The following is a 26,409-nucleotide window of genomic DNA, read 5'->3' as shown; positions in this document are numbered from 1 at the left end:
GTAAGTCGTCCAAGCCACCAGGAGTTCCAGATGACCGCGACCGAGTCCCCCTACAGATGGCGATGGGCGGCCCTGTTCGTCATCCGCGCCGCCGTGCCGGAGCTGACCCGGGATCAGCCGAACTGCTGCTCCAGGTCCTTGAGCTTCTGCTCCAGCGAGTCCAGTCGGGGGATGGCCAAGGTGTCCTCCTCCGGGGTCAGGTCGACGCTGCGCCGGGCCGCCCGGGCGGGCAGCCCGGCCTGGACCGGCCGCCCCTCGACCGGGGCGGCCGCGGTGGCCGCCGCGGCCCCGGTCGGCTCCTGGCCGGCGGGCCCGGCTATGGCAGGCTCCGAGCCGGCCTCCAACTGGTGCTCCAGCTGACGCTCCAGCTGCCGCGGCGGCGCCGCGCGAGGACGCCAGACCCCGCCGCTGGTCCGGCCGATGGCGCGGATCTCGGCCCGCTCACGCCGCTGGGCCATCCGCCGCTGCTCACGGTTGACGGAGGCCTGGCGCTTGTCGTCGCGGACCTCCTCGACCGCCTCGTCCAGCGTGCGAACGCCTTCGAGCAGCATCAACGACCAAGCGGCGTACGTCTCCAGCGGAGCGCGCAGCCAGCGCACGATCCGGATCTGCGGCAGCGGACGGGGCACCAGCCCCTGCTCACGCAGGGCCGCCACCCTGGTCTGCTTCAGCGCCCGGTCGAAGAGCACCGCGGCCGACAGCGACATCCCGGCGAAGAACTGCGGCGCTCCGGCGTGGCCGAACCCACGAGGGGCGTGCACCCAGTTGAACCACGCCGAGGCGCCGGCGAACAGCCAGACCAGCAGCCGGGAGCCGAGCGCCGCGTCACCGTGGCTGGCCTCGCGGACGGCGAGCACCGAGCAGAACATCGCCGCGCCGTCCAGCCCGAACGGCACCAGGTACTCCCAGCCGCCCGAGAGGTTGAGGTTCTGCACCCCGAAGCCGACCAGGCCGTGGAAGGAGAGGGCGGCCGCGACGGCGGCGCAGCAGAACAGCAGCACGTACGAGGCGCCGCCGTACATCGATTCCTTGCGTCGCCGGCGCTCCTCGCTGCGCTCCCAGGAATCCGAGCCGCCGGCCGCCGCGGCGGCGGCTCGGGTGCGGGCGACGGCCACCAGCGCGGCGGTGACCACCAGGGCGGCCACCCCTGCGACGGCCCAGCCCAGCGGTATGTCCGACAGTCTCATGACCTGAACCAGCCTCGCTTTCCTGCCTAGTGATGAGCGGGGACCATCATGGCGGAGAATTGCAAGTGGAATTGCTGGTTCGGTGGCAATACACCGGTGAGAGGGAAATCCCGAACGCGGGATCGAAAGAGCGTCAGATATTCGCGGTGCGAGGGCAGCCGAAACAGGCCTCCGCCGGACGGATCGTGTAGAACAGGCAGCAGCTCACCCGGGTCCGGGTCCGCAGCGGCTCCGCGCCGGGCCGCTCCAGCAGCTCGAACCCGGCCCCGCCGGTGAACGGCGGCCGGGGCGTGCCGGGCAGCAGGCGGGTCAGTTCCGCGACCGCGCGCTCCTCTTCCCCGAGCAGGCCGCCGAGGTACCAGAGCCCTTCCACCACCTCGTCGGTGGCCAGCCCCCACAGGGTGCGCGGGCCGCGCCGCACCAGCGGCCGGAAGGCCGCCAGCACCGGGGTGAGGTGCTCGACCAGCCCGGCCAGCAGGGCCCGCTCCAGCGCGGTCTCGTCCGGCACCACCCGGGCGCCCGGGAGTCCGGCCCGGGGGTCGTCCGGCAGGCAGCTGAACTCGTCCGTGGCGAGCGAGAGTTCGCTCCCGCCGTGGCGCACGGCGACCCGCTCGACCGGCAGCCGGGGCACCCGGCGCTCCAGGAACCAGGGCAGCGTGAAGGCCAGCGCCACCGGCCAGGCGTAGCGGTGCAGGCACAGCCCGGCCGCGACGTCCGGCCGGGGTGCGGCGCCGTAGCGCCGCGCCGCCTCCCGGCTCTCCCGGGCGACCGACTCGGCCAGCACACCCGGGAGTTGGGCCAGGTCGGCGGCGCGCACCCAACCGTGGCCCCGGCCCTCGCCCCGGCCGTGGTCCCGGTCGGCGCCCGGGTCATCGCCCGGGCGCGTGGACGCGCAGTGGATCCGCAGGGCGGGAAGGGCGTCGGCCAGCCGGTGGTAGCTCGCCGCCAGGGGCGCTTCGGGGTCGGGGACGGCCGGCAGGGGCGCGGCGCTGCGCACGGTCATCGGTGGCCCATCGGGTCGACCGGAACGCCCTGGGGTGCCCGGGAACGGCAAGGCGGCTGACCCGGCCGGGGCACTGCTCACCCCAGCCAGGTTAGGCTCACCTTAGCTGATTCCGTCGGGTATCTGGTCCTCGATGCGTCCGTCCGAGGAAGCGCCGGGCGTGGGCAGCGCACGCAACCGGCGTGCGAGCCAGACCGGTACGCCGCCGAGCGCCTGCACCAGCCGCGCTGCCTCGGCCCGCAGCCGAGCGGCCTCCCCCGGGGTCGAGACGTCGGCCAGCGCCGCCAGCGCCGGCGCCACCCCGACCGTGAAGCCGAGTTCCTCGCGCAGGCGCAGCGAGGCCCGGAACCCCTCCTGCGCCCGCTCGCGGTCACCGGCGGTGAGTGCCAGCGAGGCCAGGTGCTGCCAGGTGTACGAGCGCAGCAGCTGGTCGCCGTGCTCCGCCGCGCCGTCGTGCGCCCGGCGGTAGGCGATCCAGGCCGCGCCCGGGTCGTGCAGCAGGTTCTCGGCGACCAGGCCGCGCCGGAAGTCCAGCAGCGGACGGCCGGGTGCGGCGGGCGGCAGCATCGCCGAGGTCCGGCCGAGCGCGGCCTGCGCCTCGTCCAGCCGGTCGCGCGGGCCGAGCACGCTGGCCACGTAGGCGAGGAAGCCGCGCGCGCAGGAGGCGGCCGCGCGCTGCGCGGTGCCGTTCACCCGGGCTTCCGCCAGTCGTAGGGCGTCCTCGGCCGGCTCCCAGTGCTCGGCGGTGAACAGGCACTGTTCGATGAGGAGTTCGGCGCGGCTCAAGGCCGCGGTGGGGCTGTGTGCGGCACTGGGCCGGAGCAGTTCGGCGGCCTCCTGCCAGCATCCGCGCGACCGCAGACGCCAGACCGCCTCCGCCGTCCCCCCCAGGGCCGTTCCGTGCTCCGACAACGCCACCTCCTTGTGTGCGCCATCCAGCGAGCGGGACTGCTGTGGCGGCAATTCAACACGGGGGTGAGCTTGTGCACCAGATCACGAGCGCGACTGATTCCGGAATCTGGCGGTCCGTCGGAGGCGGCGCCGGACCGCGCCGGGGGCGCCTGCGGCCCGGCCGCGGGCGCGGGAGGTCGGGCCGCGGGCCACTCGCGGGGTCGAGCCGCAGGCCCAGGGGGTCGGGCCGTGGGTGCAGGTGGTCCGGCGGCCGCGGGCTCAGGAGGTCCAGCCGGTCTCCATCAGCGCCTCGGCGGCGCCGTTGGCCGCCTGCGGTATGCCGGCGGCGTCCAGGGTGAACAGCGCCACCAGCAGCTGCTCGCCGCGGACGGTCGCCTGCCGGGAGTACCCGGCGGTGGTGAACATCGCCGCGGCCACCTGCTCGGCGTGCAGCGTCTCCAGCCACAGGCACTCGACCGCCTTGACGTCGGCCGGCTCGGCCCAGGTGTCCACCCGGGCCACCAGGTGGCCGCCCAACAGGGTCACCGCGTCCCGATCCTGACCCTCCGTCAGCTCCAGGTCGTCGAAGCCCAGCCACTGCAGGTAGCGGGCCGCGGTCAGCACCGCGTCCTGTGAGGTGTGCACCGGCTGCGGCCGGAACGGCGGGCGCAGCAGTCGCTGCCCGTGCCCGCTCGGCGCACCGGTGGGCTCCACCGGGCCGGAGGGCACCGCCGTGGTGTACGGGCGGGCGCTCGGCGGCCGGTCACCCTGCGGCCCGGTCGCCGCCGGGGCCCCGGGCAGCCCGGTGCTCTGCAGCCGCGGCGCCCGATCGACCGGAAGCCGCACCGTGGCACCGCAGTTGCAGGTGAACTCGGGCTGCGGCCACTGGTCGCTGCGCCCGCAGTGCGGGCAGCGCATGCTCAACCAGGAGTCCTCCCAGGAGCGGAAGCGCACCTGCACCGGCACCCCGCCGCGCAGCAGCGGGACCCGCAGTTGGGCGCCGCACGGGCAGGGCAGGCTCGGCGGCTCGTACAGGTGCTCGCGGCGGCAGGCGGGACAGCGGATCGCGCTGGCCCCGGACGGCGGCCCGGACCCGAACCGCGCCGGCTCGCTGAAGTCGTCGGGCAGCGGCACTGCGGCCATGGCTGGCACCCCGTTCCGTCGGCTGGGCGGCTACGTCCCCCATCCTCGCCCAAGCGCGCAGGTGATGGCACGGAATGCGGCAATCCTCCGGGACAGTTCAGGGGCGGGATCACGCCGTGGTCGGAGGCCGCGCGCCGTCGTACGCTCGCCACGGGGGGTGTGCGGGAGGTGCTGACGATCAGTGGGCGGCGCCGGTCCAGCGGGCCAGATCGGCCGGGGTGTCCAGGTCCTCGGGGGTCGCGACGTCGCCGCACTCGACCAGCCGGAGCTCGGCCGGGTGCGCCGCGAGCAGGGCCCGGGCGCCGGCGTCGCCGACCGCGCCGGCGAGCGCCTCGGCGAAGAACGGCGCACCGATCAGCACCGGGTGGCCGCGCCGGCCCCCGTACCCGGCGGCGGCCAGCTCGGCCCCGGCGGCGTGCGCGGCGAGCAGCCGGGCCACGGCGGCCGGGGTGACGCCGGGGGTGTCCACCAGCAGCACCAGGACCGCCGAGGCGCCGGGCGGCAGGGCGGCCAGGCCGGCCCGCAGCGAGGAGCCCATGCCGGTGGCCCAGTCGGGGTTGTCGACCGGGAGGCAGTCACCGAGCTCGGCGGTGCTGCGGACCTCGGCACCGGCCGCACCGAGCACCGCCACCGTGCGGTCGCAGCCGCCGGCTCGGGCCACCGCCAGCGCGTGCTCGATCAGCGGCCGCCCCCGGTAGCGGATCAGTGCCTTCGGCCGGCCGCCGAGCCGCCGGCCACCGCCGGCCGCCAGGACGAGCGCGGGCACGGACGGGCGGTCCTGGGGCGGGCGGTCCTGGGACGGATGGTCCTGGGGCGGGCGGTCCGGGGGTGGGCGGTCCTGGGTGTGCCGGGCTTCCATGGCTCCAGTCTGTCCTCGCCGTCCGCGCTGGTCAGCCCGGGGCAGTTGGATGATCGTACGAGGTGGTGGTGCGGGTCGGCCGCGGGGCCCGGCTCTTCCGCCGCTGGATCTTCCGCCCCGCGGCGCCTGTACTGGGCTGATGGCACCACGTACAGAGCACGGGCACGGCGCGCCGGCCCCGCTGGTCGACCGCTTCGGGCGGGTCCACACCGATCTGCGGGTCTCCCTCACCGACCGCTGCAACCTGCGCTGCACCTACTGCATGCCGGCCGAGGGTCTGAGCTGGCTGCCCAAGCCCGAGGTGCTCACCGACGACGAGATCGTCCGGCTGGTCGCGATCGCGGTGGACCGGCTCGGCATCCGCAGCATCCGCCTCACCGGCGGCGAACCGCTGCTGCGCCGCGGCCTGCCCGGTCTGATCGCCCGGCTCACCGGGCTCGGCACCGAACTGTCGCTCACCACCAACGGCATCGGGCTGGCCCGTACGGCGGCCGAGCTGAAGGCGGCCGGACTGCACCGGGTCAACGTCAGCCTCGACACCCTGCGGCCCGAGCGGTACGCGGAGATCACCCGGCGCGACCGGATCGCCGACGTGTTCGCCGGTCTGGCCGCCGCCCGGGCGGCCGGGCTCGACCCGGTGAAGATCAACGCCGTCCCGGTCCGGGGGGTCAACGACGACGAGATCCTCGACCTGGTCGAGTTCGCCGCCGAGCACGGCTACCGGATGCGGTTCATCGAGTCCATGCCGCTGGACGCGCAGGGCGCCTGGGACCGCGACACCATGGTCACCGCCGACGAGATGCTCGAGGTCCTGGGCCGCCGCTGGGCGCTGGTGCCGGTCGGCCGGCACGGCAACGCCCCCGCGGAGGAGTGGCGGATCGCCGGGACCGACACCGTGGTCGGCGTGATCGCCTCGGTGACCCGGCCGTTCTGCGGCGGCTGCGACCGGGTCCGGCTGACCGCCGACGGCCAACTGCGCAACTGCCTCTTCGCCACCGAGGAGTCCGACCTGAGGGCGCTGCTGCGGGGCGGCGCGGACGACGCGGCCGTCGAGTCGGCCTGGCGCAACACCATCGCCCGCAAGGGGCCGGGCCACGCCATCGACTCCGCCGGGTTCGTCCGGCCGGAGCGCCCGATGTCCGCGATCGGCGGCTGAACGCGCGCCGCACCGCGCCCCCGTCCGTCCGACTCGCCTCCGATGACCGGATACGCCCCGACGGAGTGACTTGACCCGGTGTGAGCAGCACTGGTGTTCTGGTGCGCTGTCACCTGACTCCACTCAGCCTCACTCCACCCGGGGGAGAACTCCGTGCGCGCCCGCCGTACCGCCCTGTCCGCCGCCACCGCGCTGCTCCTCCCCGCGCTGGCGCTCACCGCCTGCACCGGCACTCCCGGCTCCTCGTCCGGTACCTCCTCCGGGTCCTCGTCCGCCCGCGGCACCAACCCGCTGCAGAACCCGGACGGCACCAGGCCGGGCCTCGCGCCGATCACCTCGGACCAGGACCGCAGCGCCGCCCGCACGCTGATAGCCCAGGTCAGGACGGCCGAGCCGGGCCCCAAGACCGGCTACGACCGGGACCAGTTCGGGCCGCCGTGGACGGACAACGTGGACGGCGTCCCGCTCGGCCACAACAGCTGCTCGACCCGCGACGACCTGCTCGGCCGGGACGGCACCAAGGTGGAGCACAAGGACGGCTCCGCCTGCGTGGTCACCGGGATGACCATCTACGACCCGTACACCGGCAAGCTGGTGCAGTTCACCAAGCAGCAGGCGAGCCGGATCCAGATCGACCACGTGATGCCGCTCTCCTACGACTGGCAGCAGGGCGCCGCCGCCTGGGACAAGGCCAAGCGGGTGCAGATAGCCAACGACCCGCTCAACCTGATCCCGGCGGACGGCTCGCAGAACGCCTCCAAGGGCGACTCCGGCCCGGCCACCTGGCTGCCCGCCAACACCGAGATCCGCTGCTCCTACGCGGTGCGGTTCGCCCAGGTCTCGCTGAAGTACCAGCTGCCGGTGACCGCGGCGGACAAGAAGGCGATGCTGGCGCAGTGCGGCGGCTAGCCGCTCGCGCCGGGGATCGAAGGACGGCTGCCCGACGCGATGGCGCGGGCCGGCGGCGGTGTGAAGCAGCGGTGTGAAGCAGCGGTGTGAAGCAGCGGGGCGCCGGGGCGCGTCCCCGGCGCGGGAGCCGCCGGTGCCGGGGCCGGGCGGGTATGCAGGAGTGATGTCCTATCAGCACCCAGCGCGGCCCGGCCGCGGCCCCCGGAACCAGGCGCGACGGCGGGCCGCCGCCGAAGGAGCGGCCGGCCGGCGAGGGCCCTCCGCGGCGCTGCGCGGCCTGTCCGACTACGCCTGGCGGCTGCTGGTGATCGCCGCGGCCGGCTACCTGGTGCTGATCGTCGTGGGCCGCTTCCACCTGGTCACCCTGGCCTTCTTCCTGGCGCTGGTGATCACCTCCGTGCTCCGGCCGGTGGTCGACCTGTTCGCCCGGAGGATGCCCCGGTCGCTGGCCGTGCTGGTCGCGCTGGTCGGCGCGGTGGTGGTGATCGCCGGCCTGCTGGCGCTGGTCGGGGAGACGGTGGCGGTGGAGACCACCACCCTCAGCAAGGAGTTCCAGAACGGCGTGGACCGGCTCCAGCGCTTCCTCGCGGGGCCGCCGTTCCATGTCGACCGCTCGGTCTTCGAGAACCTGGGCAGCAAGGTCACCACCTACCTCACCGAGCACCGCTCCACGCTTATCAGCAGCGCCATCAGCGGCGCCAGCCGGGCGGTCGAGGTCGCCACCGGGGCCGCGCTGGCGCTGTTCACCACGGTCTTCCTGCTGCACTCCGGCGACCGGATGTGGCTCTGGACCAGGGGCCAGCTGCCGCCCGGCGCCCGGGACCCGTACCACCGGGCCGGCCGCACCGCCTGGCGCACCTTCGCCGGCTACACCCGCGGCATCGTCATCGTGGCGGGCACCAACGCCATCCTGGTCGGCATCGCGCTCTTCCTGCTCGGTGTCCCGCTGGCGCTGCCGCTGACCCTGCTGGAGTTCTTCGCCTCCTTCATCCCGCTGGTCGGCTCGCCGATCGCGATGGTCGTCGCCTCGCTGGTGGCCTTCGCCTCCCGGGGGCCGGTGATCGCGCTGGTCGTGCTGGCACTGATCGTGGTGATCGGCCAGATCGAGGGGCACCTGCTGCACCCCCTGGTGATGAGCTGGGCGGTCAACCTGCACCCCGTGGTGGTGGCCGCCTCGGTGCTGTGCGGCAGCATCGCGGCGGGGGTGATCGGCGCCGTGGTCGCCGTCCCGGCGGTCTCCGTGGTCTGGGCGGTCACCGCGGAACTCCGGCGCGGCGGGACCGAGGCCGGCGCGGACGGGTAGCCCCCGTGCCGGCGGGCCGGGCGGTCCGGGGCTGGAAAGCATGCCGTCGGCGGAGTGGACGATGGGCGAAGCGGCCCCGGCTTCGACGGCTGGCAGCAGATCCACCCGGCGCCCTCGGCCCGACCGCGCTGCAGGGGAGGGCACGGAACATGGCGGACGGTGTGGCGCAGCCCGGCGGCGGTGGGCCGGGTGGGGGGAAGGGGAGGGGCTAGGCTGGCCGCATGTCGAAACCTGACGGGCTGCTCGTCGACATCGCTGCGACGGTGGAGTCCGAGCACAGCAATCAGATGCCGCTGACCGTGGTCGTGCCCGGGGCGGTGATCACCGGGAGGCTCGCGCCGGAGGCGCTGTGGCGGGAGCGGGTGGCGGAGGTGCTGGAGGCGTCCGAGCACCTGAAGCCGTTCTCGCCGCTGTTCGCGTCCGGGGCCGGGGAGGGGAGCCGGGGTCGGACGAAGGAGCGGGCGGCGCGGCCGACCCATCTCCATCTGCACCTCGCGAAGATCCTCCAGGGCAGCTTCGGTCTGCCGCACACCGGCGGCATGTACCGGATCGCCATCGAGGACATCAGCAGCTGGACCATCGGCGACCTCAGCTACTCCGACCAGTGACCGATCGGGGTTCAGCGTTGTCCTGGTAGACGGACGACCGGCTACCTGACGGTCGCTCGTTCGGACGGGGCGCAAGGAGCGGGCCCGCCGAGGGAGCTCGGCGGGCCCGCGGGTGTTCGGTCAGTTGTGCTGCTGGGTCAGGTCGTAGATGGTGGCGGAGCCGACCGTCTTGGCGGTGAAGGTGGCCGCGACCCAGGCGGCGATCTTGGAGGAGTCGTTGGCGGAGGCGCCGTTGCCGCCCGCGCCGCCTCCCATGCCGCCGCCCGCGCCGCCTCCCATGCCGCCGCCGCCGATGAAGTAGTGGATCTTGCCTTCCGCGACGTACTGCTGGAAGGCCGCCAGGCTCAGCGACGGGTCGGTGCCGTTGAAGCCGCCGAGGGCCATCACCGGCTCCCCGGTGGCGAGTTGGTAGCTGGCCTGGTTCTGCGAGCCGACCGCCGCGGCGACCCAGGTGTAGGAGCCGGCGTCCTGCTTCAGCAGGGCGGACAGCTCGCTGCTGACCTGGGCGCCGTTGAGCAGGCCGCCCATGCCGCCGCCGCCACCCATGCCGCCGCCCATGCCGCCACGGAAGCCTTCCCCGCCGCGGGTGGTCGTACCGCCGGTGCCGGGAGCCTGGCCGGGGAAGCCGCCACCGGGGAATCCGCCGCCCGGGAAGCCACCGGTCTGCCCAGCGCCGGGAGCCGCGCCGCCCCGGGCCGCGCCGCCGGGGGCGCCGGTGCCGCCCGGGAAGTTCATCCGCCCACCGCCGCCCGGGCCCCCGCCCGGACCGCCGAAGCCGTTGGCGCTCTGCACCCGCGGCCCGGCCGTGACGATCGAGCCGGAGTGGCCGGTGGAGACGGTGTCCAGCGCGTACGCGGCCGGCCCGCCGAGGGTGGCCGCCAGCGCCGCCAGCCCGGCGACCGTCGCCACCCGGGCGCCGAGCCGGCCGGCCAGCCGGCCCGCCAGCAGCAGGGCGGCGGCCGCCGCCAGGCCGCCGACCAGCACCGTCCAGCGCAGCCACGGCAGGAACTCGGCGCTGCGGCCCAGCAGGACGTACGCCCACCAGGAGGTCAGCGCGACCACGCCGGCCAGCAGCGCCGCGTACGGCAGACGCCGCCGGGCCCGCCACAGGCCGTCCGCGCCCATGCCGACCAGGGCGGCGACGGCCGGCACCAGGGCGACGGTGTAGTACTGGTGGAAGATCCCGGACATGAAGCTGAAGGTCAGTCCGGTGGCCAGCAGCCAGCTGCCCCAGACCAGGAAGGCGGTGCGGGCGCTGTCCGTGCGGCCGTAGCGACGGGTCGCCCAGAGGCCGGCCACCAGCAGGATCAGCGCGGCGGGCAGCAGCCAGGCGATCTGGCCGCCGATGTCGCCGTCGAGCAGCCGGGTGATCCCGGTGCTGCCCCACTGGCCGCCGCCCTGACCGCCCCGGCCGCCACCGCCGCCGCCGACGCTGCCGGTCTCGTCGCCGGTGATCCGGCCGAAACCGTTGTAACCGAAGGTGACGGAGAGGAAGTCGTTGTCCTGCGAGCCGCCGATGTACGGCCGGGCCGAGGCCGGCACCAGTTCGACGATCGCCACCCACCAGCCGGCCGACACCAGCATCGCCAGCCCGGCGAGCAGCAGCTGTCGCACCCGGCGCCACAGCGCGGTCGGGGCCACCACCAGGTAGACCAGCGCGAAGCCGGGCAGCACCAGGAAGGCCTGCAGGGTCTTGGTGAGGAAGCCGAAGCCGAACATCACGCCGGTGAACAGCAGCCACCGGGTGCCGGCCGTCTCGGTCGCCCGCACCAGCCCGTACGCGGCCACGGTCAGCAGCAGCACCAGCAGCGCGTCCGGGTTGTTGAACCGGAACATCAGCGCCGCGACCGGGGTGAGCGCCAGCGCCGCGCCCGCCACCAGGCCGCCGAGCGGGGAGAACCGGCGCCGCACGGTGGCGTACACGGTGGCGACGGTCGCCACCGCCATCAGCACCTGCGGGGCGAGGATGCTCCAGGAGCTGAGCCCGAAGATCCGGACCGACAGCGCCATCGGCCACAGCGCCATCGGGGGCTTGTCGACGGTGATGAAGTTGGCCGCGTCGGAGGAGCCGTAGAAGAAGGCCTCCCAGCTCCGGCTGCCGGCCTGCACGGCGGCCGAGTAGAAGGCGTTGGCCCAGCCGGAGGCGGTCAGGTTCCAGAAGTACAGCGCCGCCGTCGCGGCCAGCAGGCCGAGCAGGGCCGGGCGGGCCCAGCGGGGGTCGTCCGGGCGGCCGCGCCAGGCGCGGGCGGGCAGCGTGCGCAGCCGGCCGGGCCAGGAGTGCGGGCCCTTCGGGCCGGGCTCGGGCAGGGCGACGGGCGGGAACGGGGCGACGGGCGGGAACGGGGCGACGACCGCGGCCCGGGCCGGCGGCGCCGGTGGCGGGTGGTCCGCAGCCTCGGGCCACGGCTCGCTGGTCGGAGGAACGGAACTGGTCGTGGTCATGGGGGCTACGCTGGCGGCCGTTCCTGAGAGGCCGGTGAACACCCTCTGTGAGCGCGGTGTGATCTCTCCGGCCGGAGGGGCGACCCGGCGCCGGGGCCGCCCGGGCGCGCCGAACGGCGGCACGTGACGGACGGTGAGGCCGGTGGCGAGGGACTGCCGGGTGCGTCCGGGTACTGCCGTTCAGCGGGGGTGGCAGCGGAGGTGGCGGGTCCTCAGGAGCCTCAGGCGGGCTTGGAAACCTCCTGCGGCGGGGCCAGCCGGCGGCCGAGCCACTCCATGGCGGGCGGGATCTCCCTGGTCCAGGTGTGGAAGTTGTGGCCGCCGGTGTCCAGGGTGATGGTGGACAGCTGGGTGGGGGCCTTGAAGGCGGCCACCAGCTTCTGGGTGTCCTTGTAGTTCTCCTCGTTCAGGCTGGTGGCGAGCAGCAGCGAGACCGGCGGGGCGGGCTTGTTCTCCAGCCGCCAGAGCAGGTCGTTCTCGCGCTTGAGCTCGGCGTTGCCGTCGAACAGGTCGCCGGTGGTGGGGTCGCTGGGCGCCTCGTAGTAGCCGGACAGCGAGATCGCCGAGCGGTACGAGTCGGGCTTGCGCAGCGCGAACTTCAGCGCGCAGTACCCGCCGGTGGAGTCGCCCATCACCGCCCGGGCCTCGGGGCGGTCGGAGACCCGGTAGTCGGCGGCCATCGCCTTCGGCAGGTCGCTGGTGAAGAAGGTCTCCACCTGCGGGCCGTTCGGGATGTCCATGCACTCGGTGTCCCGGTTGCCGACGCCCGCCGGGGTCGGGCGCATCATCACCAGCACGGTCGGCGGCAGCTGCTTCGCCTCGATCGCGTTGAGCGCGGACTCCGGGTACTTCAGCAGCGTGATCAGCTTCTCCGGGGTGCCGGGGTAGCCGGACAGCACCAGCGCCATCGGGAACCGGGTCGCGGCGTACTCCGGCTGGAAGTACTGCGGCGGCAGGTAGACGTAGCCGTCGGCGGTGAGGCCGGAGCCCGTGCCGATCACGTCCACCTTCTCGATCGCCCCGGCGCGCTCCTTGGCGGATCCCTGCGAGGAGTACATCTTCTGCTCGCCGGTCACCGTGATGGCCCGGGCGCCCGGCTGATGGTCGACCACCTTGCCCGGTGCACCGTCGAGGCCGAGCAGGTCGCTCCAGGTGGTGTAGAAGCCGAAGTACGAGTTGGCCACCAGGCCGAGCGCGGCCAGCACCACGACCTGCGTCCCGAAGAAGGCCCCGAACCGCCCGAGCCAGGCCTTCCACCCGCGCCCGCCCAGTCTGGGCCAGAGCCACATGGTCGCGACGAAGGCGGCGATCGCCAGCAGGGCGACGACGATCTGGAGCGGAAGTCCGGTGAGGCTTGGCACCCGTTGATCGTAATTGACGGAGCTTGCCACTCTGGGAGCGGGCTGGGTGCAGCCTGAAGCGGGGCTGAGAATCCGCCGGTCGGCGGGCCGGCGCGGTCGCGGAGGGCCCGGCGGCGGTGGGGCGGCCCGGTGGCGAGGCGGTCAGGCGGAGTCGCGGACGATCAGGTGGGGTTCGAAGAGGACCGAGGCGGGGCGTTCGCCGGGGTGGGCGATCCGGTCGAGGAGCAGGGCGGTCATCCGGGCGGCCATCTCCTCGACCGGCTGGCGGACGGTGGTGAGCCGGGGGTGGGCGGCGGTGGCTGCGCTGCTGTCGTCGAAGCCGATCACCGCGACGTCCTCGGGCACCCGGCGGCCGTGCTCCCGCAGCACGGCGAGGACGCCCTGGGCCATCAGGTCGTTGGCGGCGAACACGCCGTCCAGGTCGGGGTGTTCGGCGAGCAGCCGGGTCATCGCGGCGGCCCCGCCGCGGAGCGTGAAGTCGCCGGCGGCCTCGGGCGACCAGGGCCGGCCGTGCCGGGCCATCGCCTCCCGGAAGCCGGCCTGCCGGTCCTGGCCGGCGGGCAGGTCGGCGGGGCCGGTGACGGTGACCACCCGGCGGCAGCCGCGGGCGGCCAGGTGGTCGGCGGCGAGCCGGGCGCCGTCGTGGTTGGCGAGGTCGACGTAGCTGAGCGGCAGCGAGGTGGCCGGGCGGCCGAACAGGACGGCGGGCAGGCCGGCCTCGGCGAGCAGGGCGGGCAGCGGGTCGCCGCCGTGGGTGGAGACCAGCAGGGCGCCGTCGGCGCTGCCCCGCCGCAGGTAGCCGATGACCTGGGCGCGGGAGGCGTCGTCGTCGGCGAGCATCAGCACCGGGTGCATGCCCGGCGGGCGCAGCCCGCAGAGCACGCCGCTGACCACCCGGCCGAAGAACGGGTCGGTGAACAGCATCCCGTCGCCGCCGGTCTCGCCGGCGCCGGAGACGATCAGTGCGACGGTGTCCGCGCGCCGGGTGACCAGGGCGCGGGCGGCGCTGTTGGGGACGTAGCCGGTGGCGGCGACGGCCCGGCGGACGGTCTCCTGGATCGCCGGGTCGACGTTGCGGACGCCGTTGACCACCCGGGACACGGTGGACCGGGAGACGCCGGCCACGCGCGCGACGTCCTCCAGGGTGGCCGGACGGGCTGCCGTGGGTTGGAGGGCGTCAGTCATAGGGGTTTTTATAGCACCTCGGCGACGGCCCGTCAGGGCATGCCGGAGAGCGCTCCCTCCGTGCCTGCACGGAGGGAGCGCCCGCACCGGGGCCGCCGGTTACGGCCGCCGGCCACGAGTGCCGGGTGCGGGTGGCGGCTACGGGTAGGAGACCACGTTCGACGGGGTGGTGGCGGTGCCCGAGGTGGCCGCACCGAAGTTGTTGATCACGTGGTCGAACTGGCCGTTGCCGCCCAGGGAGTTGACCAGGATGTCGTGGAAGCGCACGTTCGGCCTGTTCGGCGCCTCGAAGCCGTGGTCCATCCGGATGGTCGGGTCGACGTTGAAGTAGCAGTAGGAGCCGAGGCCCCAGCCCTCGTGGACGGTGACGTTGTCGTCCACCTTGTAGGCGGCGTAGCCCTTGGTGGCGCCGTTCTGGATCGCGGCCTGGTCGGGTGCGTCGTAGGCGATCTCGTTCTGGTAGAAGATCGTCCGGCCGCGTTCGCCGGACCACTCCACGTCGTACTTCTTGAAGTGCTCCACGAACAGGCCGGTGGCCAGCACGTCGTTGCCGCGCACGACCATGCCGTAGTCGGACGGGTTGGCGTTCCAGCCGACCCCGGCGCCGTGGTCGGCCCGCCAGAGCCAGGTGTGGTCGACGATCGTGCTGTTGCTGTTGACCACCATCGCGGTGGTGGCGGAGCCGGGGCCGGCGCCGCCGATCCGGGCGAACACGTCCTGCACCGTGGTCGGGTCCGCCGCGTGGTCCGCGCCGGCGCCGTCCGGGCCGACCTGGAGCAGGGCGGCGGAGTTGACCGTGCCCGCGTCGAACAGCAGGCCGGCCAGCCGGATGCCGTTCACGTCGGCGGTGCGCATCGCGGTGACGCCGTTGTCCGGGACGATGGTGGCCAGGCCCAGGCCCAGCACCACGGTGTCCGGCCGGGTCACCTCGATGGTCCGGTCGACGTGGTAGACGCCCGGGGTGAAGAGCAGGTTCAGGCCCTGGGCCAGCGCCTGGTTGATGGTGGCGGCGGTGGCGCCGGCCTTGACCACGTAGAACTGGCTGAGCGGCAGCGAGCTGCCGGGGCCGGCGCCGTTCGCCCAGGAGATCCCGCTGGCCTCGGTGCGCTTGGCCGGCACGAACACCTTGTAGTCGGCGCCGTCCAGGTAGAGGAAGGGCTTCTCGCGGGAGACCGGGGTGGTGGCCAGCGTGGTGTACGGCGGGTTGGGGAAGCCCTGGGCGGGGGCGCCCTGGACGCCGGAGAAGGTCTGGTTCCAGACGCCGTTGGTGAAGCCGCCGATCGCGCTGTCGCGGGTGTACCACTGCTGCTGCGAGTAGTTGCCGACGGTGCCGTCGATCTTCGAGTCGGCGATGTACCCGCCGCTGGCCCAGCCGTAGCCGTTCGGGGCCAGGTTGAGGCCACCCTGGACGTGCATCCGGCGGAACGGCGCGGCCTGCGAGACCGCCCAGCGGTCGGTGCCGCTGACCGGCTTCAGCGAGAGGTTCTCGGCCGAGCGCCAGAAGTTCTGGGTGGCGTTGCCGCCGAACCAGCCGGCGTCCACGGTGACGTCGCCGTTGAAGACGGTGTCGTCGGGGCGCAGGCCGAGGCCCGCGATCGAGGTGTAGAAGCCGATCTGGGCGTTGAGGTTGCTGTAGGTGCCGGGCTTGAACAGCAGCGCGTACCGGTCGCTGCCGAACTGGTTGGACTCCTGCTTGGCGAAGACCTCGTCCACCGTGGCCTGGATGCCCGGCGTGCCGGGGTCGAAGACCAGCACGTTGGGGCCGAGGTCGCCGCCGCCCTGGACGGGTGGCACGGTCGGACCGCCGCCGCCGGTGTGCACGCCGAGCTCCCACAGCGAGTAGCCGTAGGCGGTGCCCCGGGCGGTGCCGTTCATCCGCAGGTAGCGGCCGGAGCCGGTGACGTCGACGGTCTCGGTGCCGCCGGTGCCGGTGCTGGTCGAGTAGACGGTGGTCCAGGTGGTGCCGTTGTCGGAGGTCTGGAGCTGGTACGACTTCCCGTACGCGGCCTCCCAGTTGAGCACCACCTGGCAGATCTGTTGGGTGCTGCCCAGGTCGACCTGGAGCCACTGCGGGTCGCTGGCGGCGGAGGACCAGCGGGTGCCGTTGTCGCCGTCGACCGCGAGGGCCGCGCCGGTGCCGCCGTTCTCGGTGGAGGAGGCGGTGGCGGGCCGGCCCTTCGCGGCGTTCGCGGTGCCGCAGCCGCCCGGGGTGGTGCCGGTGAACGAGCCGAAGACCTGGAACTCCCAGAGCGAGTAGCCGTAGCCGGTGGCCCGGGTGATGCCGTTCATCCGCACGTAGCGGCCGCTGCCGGCGACGGTGAGCGTCTCGGTGCCGCCGGTGCCGGTGCTGGTGGCGTAGACGGTGGTCCAGCTGCTGCCGTCGGCGGAGGTCTGGATCTGGTACGACTTCCCGTACGCGGCCTCCCAGTTGAGCACCACCTTGGTGATGGTGGCGGTGGCGCCCAGGTCGACCTGGAGCCACTGCTGGTCGCTCGCGGCGGAGGACCAGCGGGTGCCGTTGTTCCCGTCCACCGCGGAGGCGGCGGGGGTGCCGCCGTTCTCGGTGGAGGAGGCGGTGACCGCCTTGCCCTGGGAGATCAGGGTGTCGGCGGCGTGGGCGACGGTGCTCGGGAGCGCCAGGGCGGCGCCGGAGAGCAGGGCCAGGCCCAGTAGTCCGGCCGTGCCGCGGCGACCGAGGGCGGCTGCACCGTCGGGGCGTGCTGAAGTGAGCCTCACGGGCTTCTCCTGCGGTGGGTGGGGGTGGGGGTGGGGCGCGGTCCGAGGAGACCTCGGCGGGGCCGGCCCGTCGCCGGCCGGCGCGGCGCAGGGGCGCCGGGGGTGGCCGGGCCCGGCCGGCGAGGGCTCGGAGAGCGCTCCCCGGCAGGAGTGTCGGGGCCGCCGGGAGTGGGTGTCAAGCCCCGGCGGCGAGTTGCGCACCGGAGCATCTGCCGTGCCGCGGCGCCCGGTTGACGGATGGTCGGGGCCGCCGACCGCCCATCGCCGCTGGTCGGGGTCGGTGCCGGCGGCTCAGCCCGCGGCCGGCCCGCCGGGCCCGATCCGGCCCGGAATCTCGCCGCCCGAGTCGAGGAACTGCGACAGCGGCAGGGTGGCGGCGCCGACGGTGACGGCGTCCGGGCCGAGCCGGCCGAGCTCGATCGAGGTCTGGGCCCGCGGGAAGCGCAGTGCGTACGCCGTCGCGGCCTCCCGCACGGCGGGCAGCAGCCGCGGGCCGAGCAGCAGGCCGGCCCAGCCGCCGATCACGATCCGCTCCGGGTTGAACAGGTTGATCAGATCGGCGATCGCCGCGCCGAGGTACTCGGCGGCCTCGGCCAGCAGCTCGACGGCGGCGCTCTCGCCGGCCTCGGCGGCGGCCAGCAGGGCGGCCAGCCCGGCCTTCTCGGCGGAGCTGTCGGGGGCCTTGCCCCAGCGCTCGACCAGCGCCTCGGCGCCGACGTACGCCTCCAGGCAGCCACGGGCGCCGCAGCGGCAGAGCCGCCCGCCGACGTGCACCTTGGTGTGGCCCCACTCGCCCGCGCTGCTGGTCGCGCCCCGGAACCGGGCCCCGTCGGCGATCACGCAGGCCCCGACCCCGGAGCCGAACAGCGCGACCACCGCGTGCTGCGCGCCCCGGCCGGCGCCGAACCACATCTCGGCCTGGCCGAGCGTCTTGGCGCCGTTGTCCACGTGCAGCGGCAGGTCGGTGCCGGCCCGCAGCAGCCGGCCCAGCGGCACCGCGTCCCAGTCGACGGTCTGGCTGTGCACCACGATGCCCGCGCCCCGCCGGGCCGGATCGCCCTGCTCGACGATGCCGGGCACGCCGACGCCCACCCCGAGCACGGTGTCCGGGTCGACGCCGGTGCGCCGCAGCACCTCGGCCAGCCCGGTGAGGATCAGCTCCACCACGTGGTCGACGTCGTGGCCCTTGTCGGAGAGCGGGTGGTCGCTGGCGGCCAGCTCGGTGAGCGCCAGGTCGAACAGTGCGACCCGGACCTGGGTCTCGCCGACGTCCACGCCCACCAGGTGGGCCCGGCCGGGCGGCACCTGGAGCAGGATCCGCGGCCGCCCGCCGTCCGACTCCACCGAGCCGCACTCCTCCACCAGCCCGTCGGCGAGCAGCTCGCCGATCACGTTGCTGATCGAGCCGGCGCTGAGGCCGCTGATCCGCCCCAACTCCTGGCGGCTGAGCGGCCCGTCGAAGTACAGCCGGCGCAGCAGGGTGGATCTGCTGCCGCGCCGCAGGTCACGCACGGTCTGCTTGCCTCGAAGTGTCATGGACTCTCCCTCCGGTGCTGAATCTAGCGCTGCACAAACTCTTGACGCCAGCTTTTCTCACACGTTAAATCACGGCTTGAAGTAAGCCTCCCTGTGCCGCACTTCACCCCCACCACGCCACCCCGCCCGAGAGGGGCAACGGTCATGCGCATCAACCGCCTCGCCGCCGCCACCGCACTTGTCGCCACGCTCGTCCTCACCGCCACGGCCTGCGGCGGAGGCTCCACCGGCTCCGGCAGCGGCGACAACAGCAGCCCCAAGACTCTCACGTACTGGGCCTCCAACCAGGGCACCAGCCTGGAGAACGACAAGGAGGTCCTGGAGCCGGAGCTGAGAAAGTTCGAGGCCCAAACCGGGATCAAGGTGAAGCTTGAGGTGGTGCCCTGGTCCGACCTGCTGAACCGGATCCTCGCCGCTACCGCCTCCGGCCAGGGCCCCGACGTGCTGAACATCGGCAACACCTGGTCCGCCTCGCTCCAGGCCACCGGCGCGCTGCTGCCCTTCGACGACGCCGCCTTCGGCAAGATCGGCGGCAAGGACCGCTTCCTGCCCGCCACCATCGCCTCGGCCGGCGCGGCCGGCAAGGACCCGGCCGCGGTGCCGCTGTACTCGATGGCCTACGGCCTCTACTACAACAAGAAGGCCTTCGCCGAGGCCGGCATCGCCGGCCCGCCGGCCACCTGGGAGGAGCTGGTCGCCGACGGCCGCAAGCTCACCAAGGACGGCAGGTACGGCCTGGCGATCGAGGGCGGCAACGTCTCCGAGAACGTCCACCACGCCTTCGCGCTCGGCCAGCAGCACGGCACCGGCTGGTTCGACGCCGCCGGCAAGCCCGTCTTCGACAGCCCCGAGGCGGTCGGCGCCGTCAAGCAGTACGTCGACTTCATCGCCCAGGACAAGATCGCCGCGCCCGGCAACGCCGAGTACGCCAACAACCAGTCGGTCACCGACTTCGCGACCGGCAAGGCCGCGATGCTGATGTGGCAGTCCGCCGGCGCCAACCTCAGGTCGCACGGCATGAACCCGGACGACTTCGCGGTCGCCCCGATCCCCGTTCCGGCCGGCGCCACCGGCACCAGGGCGACCACCTCGATGGTGGCCGGCATCAACCTGGCGGTCTTCAAGAACACCAGGAACCTGGACGGCGCGCTCCAGTTCGTGAAGTTCATGACCGGCGACGAGGAGCAGAAGCAGCTCAACAAGACCTATGGCTCCATCCCGCCGGTCAAGGCGGCCCAGGCGGACCCGGCCTTCGCCACCCCCGAGCTGCAGGCGCTGTCCAAGGTCCTCGGCAGCAGTGCCCAGCCGCTGCCCCAGGTCGCGAACGAGAGCCAGTTCGAGACCCTGATCGGCACCGCCGTGAAGAATCTGCTCGCCGCGGCCGCCGCCGGCAAGCCGATCACCGAGGACACCGTCAAGGCCGAGCTCACCAAGGCCCAGCAGCAGATGCCGGCGTCCTGACGTGGCAGCGCGACCGAGCCGATCCCGCCTGGGCCGCCTGGGCCTGCCCTACCTGCTGTTGCTCCCCGCCCTCGCGCTGGAGCTGCTGATCCACCTGGTCCCGATGGTGGTCGGCATCGTGATGAGCTTCCGCCAGCTCACCCAGTTCTTCATCCGGGACTGGTCGGCCGCACCCTGGTCCGGCCTGGGGAACTACCGCGTGGCGGTGGACTTCAGCGCTCCGGTCGGCCGGTCGCTGCTGCACTCGTTCTGGGTGACCTGCGCCTTCACCGTGCTCTCGGTCGGCCTGTCCTGGCTGATCGGCACCGCGGCGGCGATCTTCATGCAGGACACCTTCAAGGGCCGGGGGCTGCTGCGCGCGGCCTTCCTGCTCCCGTACGCGCTGCCGGTGTACGCGGCCGTGATCACCTGGTCGTTCATGTTCCAGCGCGACACCGGCCTGGTCAACCACCTGCTGCACGACCAGCTCCACCTCACCTCCGACCGGCCGTTCTGGCTGATCGGGGACAACAGCTTCACCGCCCTGGTCACCGTCTCGGTCTGGAAGTCCTGGCCGTTCGCCTTCCTGACCCTGACGGCCGGACTGCAGAACATCCCGCGCGAGCTCTACGAGGCCGCCGCGATGGACGGGGCCGGCGTGTGGCAGCAGATCCGCCGGATCACGCTGCCCTCGCTGCGCCCGGTCAACCTGGTGCTGGTGCTGGTCCTCTTCCTGTGGACCTTCAACGACTTCAACACCCCGTACGTGCTGTTCGGCAAATCGGCGCCGGAGGCGGCCGACCTGATCTCCATCCACATCTACCAGTCCTCCTTCGTCACCTGGAACTTCGGCTCGGGCTCGGCCATGTCCGTGCTGCTGCTGCTCTTCCTGCTGCTGGTGACGGCCGGCTACCTGCTCGCCACCTCGCGCCGGAAGGACGCCGATGATTGACCCGCCCGCCTCCTACCGCTGGACCCGCCGGATCGCCCTCGCCGCGCTGCTGGTCTTCACCCTCACCCCGGTGCTGGTGATGCTCAGCTCCTCGCTGAAGCCGCTGCAGGACGTCCAGGGGCCGTTCCGCTGGATCCCCAGCACCGTGACCTTCCGCCCCTACCTGGACATCTGGAAGACCGTCCCGCTCGGCCGGTACTTCGTCAACTCGCTGATCGTGGCCGGCGGTGCCACCGTCTGCTCGGTGCTGATCGCGATCCTCGCCGGGTACGCGGTGAGCCGCTACCGCTTCCGGGGCCGCCGGCTGTTCACGGTCACGGTGCTCTCCACCCAGATGTTCCCCGGCATCCTCTTCCTGCTGCCGCTGTTCCTGCTGTTCGTCAACATCGGCAACTCCACCGGGGTCGCGCTCTACGGCAGCCGGGGCGGGCTGATCCTCACCTACCTGACCTTCTCGCTGCCCTTCTCCATCTGGATGCTGGTCGGCTACTTCGACTCCATCCCGCGCGACCTCGACGAGGCCGCCGCCGTGGACGGCTGCGGGCCGCTGCGCACGCTGGTCCGGATCGTCATCCCCGCCGCCGTCCCCGGCATCGTCGCGGTGGCCGTCTACGCCTTCATGACCGCCTGGGGCGAGGTGCTGTTCGCCTCCGTGATGACCAACGACGAGACCCGCACCCTCGCCGTCGGCCTCCAGGGCTACGCCACCCAGACCGACGTGTACTGGAACCAGGTGATGGCCGCCTCGCTGGTGGTCAGCGTGCCGGTGGTGGCCGGCTTCCTCCTGCTGCAGCGCTACCTGGTGGCCGGGCTCACCGCCGGCGCCGTCAAATGACCCTCCGTGAAAGGCATGTTGTGAACGACCTCAGTGCTCTCCCGGACGGCTTCGTCTGGGGCGCGGCCACCGCCGCGTACCAGATCGAGGGGTCCGTGGACGCCGACGGCCGCGCACCCTCCATCTGGGACACCTTCTCCCACACCCCGGGGCGGGTCGCGGGCGGCGACACCGGCGACACCGCCTGCGACCACTACCGCCGCTGGCCCGAGGACCTCGCCCTGATGGGCCGGCTCGGCCTGGACGCCTACCGGTTCTCGATCGCCTGGCCCCGGGTGGTGCCGCAGGCCGACGGCCGGGTCAACGGCGCCGGCCTGGACTTCTACGACCGCTTGGTGGACCGGCTGCTGGAGGCGGGCATCACCCCCTTCCCCACCCTGTACCACTGGGACCTCCCGCAGGCCCAGCAGGACCGCGGCGGCTGGCCCGAGCGCTCCACCGCGCTGCGCTTCGGCGAGTACGCGGCCGTGGTCGCCGAGCGCCTCGGCGACCGGGTGACCAACTGGGCCACCCTCAACGAGCCGCTCTGCTCGGCCTGGATCGGCCATCTGGACGGCGTGATGGCGCCCGGCTGGCAGGATCTGACCGCCGCCGTCCGGGCCTCCTACCACCTGCACCTCGGCCACGGCCTGGCCGTCCGGGCGCTGCGCGAGCACGTCCCCGGCGCGCAGATCGGCATCGTCAACAACCTCTCCACCATCCGGCCCGGCAGCGACCGCCCGGCCGACCTCGCCGCCGCCCGCCGGGCCGACGGGCACGTCAACCGCTGGTGGCTCGACCCGGTGCTCGGCCGCGGCTACCCGCAGGACATGGTCGACCTGTACGGCGTGCGACTCCCCGTCCAGGAAGGGGACATGGAGCTGATCTCGGCCCCGCTGGACTGGCTCGGGCTGAACTACTACTTCCGCCAGATCGTCGCCGACGACCCCGCGGGCCCGGTGCCGTACTTCCGCCAGCTGCCCGGCCCCGGCCCCGAGCACACCGCGATGCCCTGGGAGGTGCACGCACCGGGGATCGAGGAGCTCCTGCTGCGCCTCACCAAGGAGTACGGCGCCCCGAAGCTGTACGTCACCGAGAACGGCGCCGCCTACCGGGACACCGTGGCCGCCGACGGCAGCGTGCACGACCCGGAGCGCACCGCCTACCTGGAGCAGCACCTGGCCGCCTGCGCGGCGGCCGCGGCGCAGGGCGCCCCGCTGGCCGGCTACTTCGCCTGGTCGCTGCTGGACAACTTCGAGTGGGCGTACGGCTACGACAAGCGGTTCGGGCTGATCCGGGTCGACTACGAGACCCAGCGGCGCACGGTCAAGAGCAGCGGCCACCGCTACGCCGAGCTGATCCGCGCCCACCGGGCCCGGCGGGCCCGCTGAGCCCGGCCCGGCCGGGCCGGGCCGCAGGGACGGCCGTGCCCCGGGGAGACACCGGATCCCCCGGGGCACGGCTACGCCGCGACGGGGCGGGCCGATCCGCGGGTCAGCAGGCCGTGCGGGGGATCCGCCGCTCCCAGTCGCGCTCGAACAGCACATCGCCGCCCTCCAGCGCCCGCAGATGGTCGCGGGCGGTGAAGTGGGTGGCGTCGCAGGTGATCTCGGAGCGGGTCCGGACGGTGACGTCCCAGCCGATGTCCGGCCGCTCCAGCCGGATCGTCCAGTCGGAGCGCGTCCCGGCGCCGAGCGGGTCGTCGGCCAGGATCCGGTACGCCTCCATCCCGTGCTCCTCGTACACCAGGCCGTCCGGAAGGCCGAGCGCCTCGCCGGATCCGGGACGGACCTCCAGCCGCCACTCGCCGTTCGCCACGTCGTGCACGGCGAGCCGCTCGGGGCGGGCGGTGAGCGGCTCGACGTGCTCGACGCCGAGTGCGGCGGCCTGTTCGGGCGGCTCGAAGGCGATCGGCGGGCTGCCGATATCGGCGGCCAGGTGGCGCACCGGAAGGGTGAGCGAGCTGTGGCCGGGGTCCACCTCGAAGCCGGCCGCCTCGGGCTGCGGCCAGACCCACGGCCAGTACGCGGAGGACAGCGCCAGCCGGATCCGGTGGCCGGCCGGGAAGGCGTGCGCGATGCCCGCCAGCTGCACCTCCACCTCGGCCACCGCGCCGGGCTCCCAGTCCGCCACCCGGTCCGGGCCGTGGCGCGCGGTCAGGGCCAGCACCCCCCGGGTGACCAGGGCGGAGGAGCCGTCCGGGGCCACGTCGCAGAGCCGGGCGGCCACCTGCCCGCGCCGGGTGTCGCAGCGCAGCCGCAGCCGGAGCGCGGCCCGGCCGAGGATCTCGACCGGCTCGGGCAGCGGGGTGGAGTCGAAGCAGACCGAGCGGCCGTCCTCCTCGCGCTGGTCCGGCGGGAGGTCGGCGGCACCGCCGAGCGGCCGGTACCGGCCGGCGTCCACGCCGGTGTGCTGGGGCGAGCGGACCCGCACGAAGCGGTCCCCGGCGGTGGTGCCGGCGGTGCGCAGGGCGCCGTCCAGGTCGTAGTGGACCTCCCGGACGTCGGGGGAGGGCCAGGACTCCTCGCCGATCCACCGCCCCGGCCGGTTGGCGTACCCGGTGGCGGGCGGCACCGACTCGTTCATCCAGCTGCGCAGCGCGGGCTCGGCCATCACCCCGGTGTCGCGGTCCTTGAGCCAGTGGTCCCACCAGCGCAGGGTCTCCTGCAGGAAGCCGATCGACGGGCCGGGCGGCAGCCCCTGGTCCGGGTACTGGTGCGGCCAGGGGCCGATGATCCCGCGCACCGGCGCCGTCAGGTGCTCGACCAGCCGCAGCACCGCGTCCCGGTGCGGGTCGGCCCAGCCGCCGACGGCCAGCACGGCGGCCCGGATCGCGCCGTAGTCCTCGCGGACGCAGTCGCGGCGCCAGTAGTCGTCCCGGCTCTGGTGCGCGAGCCAGGTGTGCACGGCCGGGTCCAGCGCGCCGAGCCGCTCCAGCCACACCCGCCGCCAGCCGTCGCCGACGTAGCGCGGGTCCGGCGGGCGGGCCGCGAGCGCCAGCAGGGCGGCGGACCAGGCGGGCAGGTCGACGGCCAGCAGCGAGCCGCCGAGGTAGTGCCGGTCGTTGTCGTAGCGGTCGTCGGCGGCGCAGACCGTGACCACCGCCTTCAGCGGCTCCGGGGCGCGGGCGGCGATCTGCAGGCTGTTCACCCCGCCCCAGGAGATCCCGAACATCCCGACCCGGCCGCTGCACCAGGGCTGCTCGGCCAGCCACTCGACCACCGCGACCCCGTCGGCGAGCTCCTGCTCGCCGACGGGGTCGCCGGGCAGCCCCTCGGAGTTCCCGTGCCCGCGGACGTCGACCCGCGCCGAGGCGTAGCCGTGGCCCGCGTACCAGGGGTGCCGTTCGGCGTCCCGGGGCGCGGTCCCGTCGCCGAGCCGGAACGGCAGGTACTCCAGCAGCGCCGGCACCGGCTCCGCGGTGACGGGCCGCCAGATCCGCGCGTACAGCAGCTCGCCCCCGGGCAGCGGGACGCGCACGTCCTCGCGGGTGATCGGGTACGGGTACGAGGTGGGGTGCCGCATGGTGGCTGCTCCCTGCAGTCGGTACGGACGTCGCGGGGTGACCGCGGAGCTCCGTGCCGTACCGCCCCTGCGCTCCGCCGGGTGGCCACCGAATCAGACCATAGTGGACATGACGTCCTATTTCCTGACCAGACGTGACGGTGCGACCGGCGGGGCGCAGGGGCGAGGGGGCGCAGGGGTGCGGGGATGCGGGCTGCCGGAGTGCGGGCTCAGGCCTTGCTGAGCCAGGCGGTGGCGTTCAGGGCCAGCGCGGCGTTGGTGCCGGCCGGGTCGTCCCAGCCGTTGAAGAGGGAGTTCCCGGACTGGCCGGTGCCGTCGTCGGCCGGCGAGCTGTCACCCCAGGCGGCGACCCGGCCGCTGCCGAAGGTGCTGGTGACGAAGAAGGCGCCGGTGTTGCCGCTGAAGCCGGTGCGGTAGACCAGGCCCTTGACCGCGGCGTTGTCGGCCGGCTTGAGGGTGAAGGTGGTGCCGCTGCGCAGGATGGAGCCGGTGACCGTGCCGAACGGGCCGTGCAGCACCGGGTCGGTCGGCAGGTTGGCGGCACGCGGGTTGTCGGTGGAGATGTTGCTGAGGTCGACCGAGAAGCCGAACGGGTCGGTGTTGTCGACGCCGTTGCTGGTCAGCAGGTCGTTGATGATCTTCGGGGAGTCCCAGCCGTCGTTGTTGCGGTCGCTGTTCAGGTGGTCGGAGATCAGGAACAGCCCGCCGCCGTTCTGCACGAACCGCATGATCGCGGTCTTCTCGGCGGCGCTGAATCTGGTGTTCGGCTCGGCGACCACGAAGGTGTCGAAGTTGGCGAGGTCGAGCGCCCCGCCGCCGCCGTAGCTGATGGTGGAGCCGGTCGGCAGCGTCTTCAGGCTGTACTGACCGGTGCGCTGCAGTGCGACGCCCCAGGCGGAGAGGGCGCCGGTCCAGCTCTTCTCGGTGGTGGGGTTGGCGTTCTGGGCGAGCGGGTCGGGCTGGCTGGTGCTGATGATCCAGTCGGCGTTGCCGGCCGTCTCGGCCTTGGTGTTGTCGAACAGCACCCGGTGCGGCACGGCGGCGGTGGCCGCGGTGGCGGGGGTGGCCGGGGTCGCGAGGCCGGTGAGGGTGGCGGCCAGGACGGCCAGGGCGGCGGCCGCGGCCTTGCTGCGGGCATGACGGAAGCTGATCATCTGCCGTTCCTCCGAGGGAAGTTGGGGTTTTCGGGCAGGAATGGGCGGGGTGGGGTGCGATTGAGTATCCGCGCGTAGACCGGTCGCGGGAAAGCCGTCGCGAGTGACCTTTTTCTGTACGGCACATGACATTTTTCGGGGCTGCCGCGAGTCCGCCGTGCGAAATGTCGGCAGGCGAATACCTATCGCTGTTGCGAACGACTTG

Annotated in this window: 19 protein-coding genes and 1 pseudogene; 8 read left to right on the top strand and 12 right to left on the bottom strand. The window is 73.6% G+C overall.

Annotated features, from left to right (window positions below):
- Nucleotides 1–113 precede the first annotated feature (113 nt).
- The 5 genes from AB0K43_RS09395 to AB0K43_RS09375 form a co-directional block, all read right to left on the bottom strand.
- On the bottom strand, nucleotides 114–1,187 hold the full coding sequence (locus AB0K43_RS09395) for a DUF2637 domain-containing protein (protein WP_363637522.1): 1,074 nt from the start codon (nucleotides 1,185–1,187) through the stop codon (nucleotides 114–116).
- A gap of 133 nt (nucleotides 1,188–1,320) precedes the next feature.
- Entirely contained in the window at nucleotides 1,321–2,190 is an 870-nt protein-coding gene (locus tag AB0K43_RS09390; RefSeq protein ID WP_363637520.1) for a (2Fe-2S)-binding protein, read from the bottom strand.
- 102 nt (nucleotides 2,191–2,292) lie between these two features.
- A complete protein-coding gene (locus AB0K43_RS09385) occupies nucleotides 2,293–3,102 on the bottom strand; it encodes a hypothetical protein (protein ID WP_363637518.1) in 810 nt (269 codons plus the stop codon).
- A gap of 258 nt (nucleotides 3,103–3,360) precedes the next feature.
- Complete coding sequence (locus tag AB0K43_RS09380; RefSeq protein ID WP_363637516.1) at nucleotides 3,361–4,224, bottom strand: hypothetical protein; 864 nt, start codon at nucleotides 4,222–4,224, stop codon at nucleotides 3,361–3,363.
- A gap of 178 nt (nucleotides 4,225–4,402) precedes the next feature.
- On the bottom strand, nucleotides 4,403–5,083 hold the full coding sequence (locus AB0K43_RS09375) for a nucleotidyltransferase family protein (RefSeq protein ID WP_363637514.1): 681 nt from the start codon (nucleotides 5,081–5,083) through the stop codon (nucleotides 4,403–4,405).
- A gap of 139 nt (nucleotides 5,084–5,222) precedes the next feature.
- Here AB0K43_RS09375 and moaA point away from each other — a divergent pair, with 139 nt between their 5' ends.
- From moaA to AB0K43_RS09355, 4 genes are all read left to right on the top strand, one after another.
- A complete protein-coding gene (gene moaA / locus AB0K43_RS09370) occupies nucleotides 5,223–6,239 on the top strand; it encodes a GTP 3',8-cyclase MoaA (protein ID WP_363637512.1) in 1,017 nt (338 codons plus the stop codon).
- A gap of 153 nt (nucleotides 6,240–6,392) precedes the next feature.
- Entirely contained in the window at nucleotides 6,393–7,148 is a 756-nt protein-coding gene (locus tag AB0K43_RS09365) for an HNH endonuclease family protein (RefSeq protein WP_363637510.1), read from the top strand.
- A gap of 163 nt (nucleotides 7,149–7,311) precedes the next feature.
- Complete coding sequence (locus AB0K43_RS09360; RefSeq protein WP_363637508.1) at nucleotides 7,312–8,451, top strand: AI-2E family transporter; 1,140 nt, start codon at nucleotides 7,312–7,314, stop codon at nucleotides 8,449–8,451.
- 221 nt (nucleotides 8,452–8,672) lie between these two features.
- Nucleotides 8,673–9,059, top strand: a complete 387-nt coding sequence (locus AB0K43_RS09355; protein ID WP_363637506.1) for a hypothetical protein — start codon at nucleotides 8,673–8,675, stop codon at nucleotides 9,057–9,059.
- A gap of 120 nt (nucleotides 9,060–9,179) precedes the next feature.
- On the opposite strand, the gene AB0K43_RS09350 is transcribed toward AB0K43_RS09355, so the two are convergent.
- From AB0K43_RS09350 to AB0K43_RS09330, 5 genes are all read right to left on the bottom strand, one after another.
- Entirely contained in the window at nucleotides 9,180–11,501 is a 2,322-nt protein-coding gene (locus AB0K43_RS09350) for a glycosyltransferase family 39 protein (RefSeq protein WP_363637504.1), read from the bottom strand.
- 221 nt (nucleotides 11,502–11,722) lie between these two features.
- Nucleotides 11,723–12,862 (bottom strand): alpha/beta hydrolase-fold protein, encoded by a 1,140-nt coding sequence (locus AB0K43_RS09345; RefSeq protein WP_363637502.1) that lies wholly within the window; start codon nucleotides 12,860–12,862, stop codon nucleotides 11,723–11,725.
- A gap of 141 nt (nucleotides 12,863–13,003) precedes the next feature.
- The gene (locus AB0K43_RS09340; protein ID WP_363637500.1) at nucleotides 13,004–14,047 is read right to left on the bottom strand and encodes a LacI family DNA-binding transcriptional regulator; all 1,044 of its coding nucleotides are present in this window, start codon (nucleotides 14,045–14,047) and stop codon (nucleotides 13,004–13,006) included.
- A 138-nt stretch (nucleotides 14,048–14,185) separates the two neighbouring features.
- Nucleotides 14,186–16,717, bottom strand: a complete 2,532-nt coding sequence (locus AB0K43_RS09335; RefSeq protein ID WP_363637544.1) for a discoidin domain-containing protein — start codon at nucleotides 16,715–16,717, stop codon at nucleotides 14,186–14,188.
- Between the two features lie 357 nt (nucleotides 16,718–17,074).
- On the bottom strand, nucleotides 17,075–18,319 hold the full coding sequence (locus AB0K43_RS09330; RefSeq protein WP_363637498.1) for an ROK family transcriptional regulator: 1,245 nt from the start codon (nucleotides 18,317–18,319) through the stop codon (nucleotides 17,075–17,077).
- 144 nt (nucleotides 18,320–18,463) lie between these two features.
- On the opposite strand from AB0K43_RS09330, the gene AB0K43_RS09325 reads away from it, so the two are divergent.
- The 4 genes from AB0K43_RS09325 to AB0K43_RS09310 are packed head-to-tail and all read left to right on the top strand — an operon-like array spanning nucleotide 18,464 to nucleotide 22,916.
- Nucleotides 18,464–19,780, top strand: coding sequence for a sugar ABC transporter substrate-binding protein (locus AB0K43_RS09325; RefSeq protein WP_363637496.1), 1,317 nt, complete (start codon nucleotides 18,464–18,466; stop codon nucleotides 19,778–19,780).
- A 1-nt stretch (nucleotide 19,781) separates the two neighbouring features.
- Entirely contained in the window at nucleotides 19,782–20,711 is a 930-nt protein-coding gene (locus AB0K43_RS09320; protein WP_363637494.1) for a sugar ABC transporter permease, read from the top strand.
- Nucleotides 20,704–21,546, top strand: a complete 843-nt coding sequence (locus AB0K43_RS09315) for a carbohydrate ABC transporter permease (protein WP_363637492.1) — start codon at nucleotides 20,704–20,706, stop codon at nucleotides 21,544–21,546. Before AB0K43_RS09320 ends, AB0K43_RS09315 begins: the two co-directional genes overlap by 8 nt.
- 20 nt (nucleotides 21,547–21,566) lie before the next feature.
- Nucleotides 21,567–22,916 (top strand): GH1 family beta-glucosidase, encoded by a 1,350-nt coding sequence (locus AB0K43_RS09310; protein ID WP_363637490.1) that lies wholly within the window; start codon nucleotides 21,567–21,569, stop codon nucleotides 22,914–22,916.
- Between the two features lie 103 nt (nucleotides 22,917–23,019).
- Here AB0K43_RS09310 and AB0K43_RS09305 read toward each other — a convergent pair whose 3' ends face one another.
- Nucleotides 23,020–25,050: a CocE/NonD family hydrolase gene (locus AB0K43_RS09305; RefSeq protein WP_363637488.1), complete on the bottom strand. Its 2,031-nt coding sequence runs from the start codon at nucleotides 25,048–25,050 to the stop codon at nucleotides 23,020–23,022.
- 212 nt (nucleotides 25,051–25,262) lie between these two features.
- Nucleotides 25,263–26,204 (bottom strand): annotated as a pseudogene (locus AB0K43_RS09300) (hydrolase); the annotation flags it as partial.
- Between the last annotated feature and the right edge of the window lie 205 nt (nucleotides 26,205–26,409).

Source organism: Kitasatospora sp. NPDC049258 (assembly GCF_040678895.1).
Lineage (GTDB): Bacteria > Actinomycetota > Actinomycetes > Streptomycetales > Streptomycetaceae > Kitasatospora.
The sequence above is the reverse complement of the archived record's forward strand: the minus strand, read 5'-3'. Positions and strand labels throughout refer to the sequence as shown.